The 2,205-nt window shown below is 33.9% G+C and carries 5 protein-coding genes; all 5 read left to right on the forward strand.

What is annotated here, in order from left to right:
- On the forward strand, window positions 1-256 hold a 256-nt coding region (locus TD29_RS17375; RefSeq protein WP_040282789.1), incomplete at its 5' end, for a DUF3471 domain-containing protein.
- A 64-nt stretch (window positions 257-320) separates the two neighbouring features.
- On the forward strand, window positions 321-953 hold the full coding sequence (locus TD29_RS17380) for an MOSC domain-containing protein (protein WP_040282791.1): 633 nt from the start codon (window positions 321-323) through the stop codon (window positions 951-953).
- Between the two features lie 3 nt (window positions 954-956).
- Entirely contained in the window at window positions 957-1,298 is a 342-nt protein-coding gene (locus TD29_RS17385) for a hypothetical protein (RefSeq protein ID WP_040282793.1), read from the forward strand.
- Between the two features lie 40 nt (window positions 1,299-1,338).
- Window positions 1,339-1,527: a hypothetical protein gene (locus tag TD29_RS18835; protein ID WP_316931865.1), complete on the forward strand. Its 189-nt coding sequence runs from the start codon at window positions 1,339-1,341 to the stop codon at window positions 1,525-1,527.
- On the forward strand, window positions 1,520-2,205 hold a 686-nt coding region (locus TD29_RS17390), incomplete at its 3' end, for a DEAD/DEAH box helicase (protein WP_316931866.1). The genes TD29_RS18835 and TD29_RS17390, both read left to right, overlap by 8 nt.

Below are 2,205 nucleotides of genomic sequence, written 5' to 3' on the forward strand. Positions count from 1 at the left end.
TGAAACGCTTAAACAATATATTGGCATTTATGAGCTTCAACCTGGATTTAACATTGAGGTTAGCGTAAAAGATGGTAAGTTATTCGCTCAAGCCACAGGTCAAGGTGAATTTGAATTATTTGCTGAAGAGAAAGACAAATTCTTTTTAAAAGTTGTGGTTGCCAATGTTCACTTTTTTAGAAATGCTGAAGGTCACGTGGTGAGTTTAACGTTATTTCAAGGCGGACAAGAAATGCCAGGAAAAAAGGTCAATTAAAACGAGTTCACATAAAGATTAAAACCATCTTAAGCAATTGAGATGGTTTTTGTAATTTTAATACATGAAAATTATATCTACCAACATTGCACAGCCAACCACCTTTATTTGGAACGGTAAAGAAGAAACCACTGGGATTTATAAAAAACCGGTTGCTACTTCTATTTTCCTCGGAAAAGAAGACGTTAAAGGTGATGAAGTCTCAGATAGAAAACATCATGGAGGCGAATATAAAGCGTGTTATTTATTTTCGGCAGATCAATATCCATACTGGAAAAATTTGTACCCAAATTTAAATTGGACCTTCGGTATGCTTGGCGAAAACCTCACGGTAGAAGGTTTAAACGAAAAAAATATCTGTATTGGTGACATTTATAAAGTTGGCAATGCCATGGTTCAAATTACGCAACCAAGAGAGCCTTGCTACAAATTTGGAATGAAATTTAACTCCAAAGACGTTTTAAAACAATTTATAGATCATGGTTTCCCAGGCACTTACATTCGTATTTTAGAGGAAGGCACTGTAAAAACTGGTGACACATTTAAACTCGTAGAAAAAGCTACAAATAGCATTTCTACATTTGAGTTTTTTGAGCTTTTATATGCTTCGGAAAAGAACAAACTCCATATTAAAGCTATTATTAACAATCAAGCGCTTCCGCAGAAAAAAAGAGATCGTTTAAAACATTTTTTATAACTCATGAATTCACCAATAGTAATTAATGGAGCTTCTGTAAATAGAGCTCAATTATTGAACTTGATTAATAACAATAAGAAATTACTTGCTATAAAATCACTTCGAGAACAGGCAAAAATAGGACTGAAAGCATCTAAAGACATTGTAGAGGCCTTAGAAATAAATCCAAATTATCAACCAAATGATAGTATTCTCACGGCTGCAGCGATTGAATTTGATACACAACAACAGCCTAAAAAAGGCAGTCATTTTATAACACCAAAGGCAAGAAGTTCTAACCTATTAATTTTTATAGCACTTGCCTTACTTATGATCATTGTAATATACTTTGTTTCCCTAAAATAGATGATAGTATTTAGTCTATCTTTGTAGCAAATTTTTAGACATGTCATTTAAAGACTTAAAACTCAATAAACCTATTTTAAGAGCTGTTGCCGAAGCTGGATACGATAATCCAACATTGGTACAAGAGCAAACCATCCCTTTTGTTTTACAACGTAGAGATGTAATTACCTCAGCACAAACAGGAACTGGTAAAAAAAAAAGGAAAAAAAATAAAAGCCTTAGTGGTTAGTCCAACGCGAGAATTAGCCATTCAAATTAATAAGAATTTTGTAACCTATGCTACGCATACTAATTTAACATCTGCTGTAGTGTATGGCGGCACATCGATAGAGCCACAAAAAGACATTCTAAAAAAAGGAATTGATATTTTAGTCGCAACACCAGGACGTTTACTCGATTTACACAAACAAGATCTATTAAACTTAGATTATATAGAAACCTTAGTTCTTGATGAGGCAGATTTAATGTTAGACATGGGATTTATTGATGATGTTAAAAAAATTGAACGTCTCTGTCCCGAAACGAAACAAACACTTTTGTTTTCGGCAACGATGCCATTTAAGGTGGAGCATTTAGCAAATTCAATCTTAAAAAGCCCAGAACGTATTGAGGTGACACCTACATCTAGCGCAGCAAAAAATGTGAGTCAGGTGTTATATTACGTGCCTAAAAAAAGTAAAATAGAATTGTGTTTACACGTTTTAAGAAATACCATTAAAGGGAATATCCTCATTTTTAGACGTACTAAATTTGGTGTTGACAAGTTACACCAAACCCTTTTAAACAATGGGTTTACAGTAGACCGTTTACATGGAGATCGCTCTCAAAATGAACGCCAAAATGCATTGGCAGATTTTAAACGTGGTAAAGTAAATATCCTTATTGCTACAGATGTTGCTGCACGTGG

Source organism: Psychroserpens damuponensis (assembly GCF_000826655.1).
GTDB lineage: Bacteria > Bacteroidota > Bacteroidia > Flavobacteriales > Flavobacteriaceae > Psychroserpens > Psychroserpens damuponensis.

What these genes read in the sequence shown, in the direction of transcription:
- TD29_RS17380 (WP_040282791.1), top strand. Translation starts at nt 321, where the DNA reads ATGAAAATTATATCTACCAACATTGCACAGCCAACCACCTTTATTTGG.
- TD29_RS17385 (WP_040282793.1), top strand. Translation starts at nt 957, where the DNA reads ATGAATTCACCAATAGTAATTAATGGAGCTTCTGTAAATAGAGCTCAA.
- TD29_RS18835 (WP_316931865.1), top strand. Translation starts at nt 1,339, where the DNA reads ATGTCATTTAAAGACTTAAAACTCAATAAACCTATTTTAAGAGCTGTT.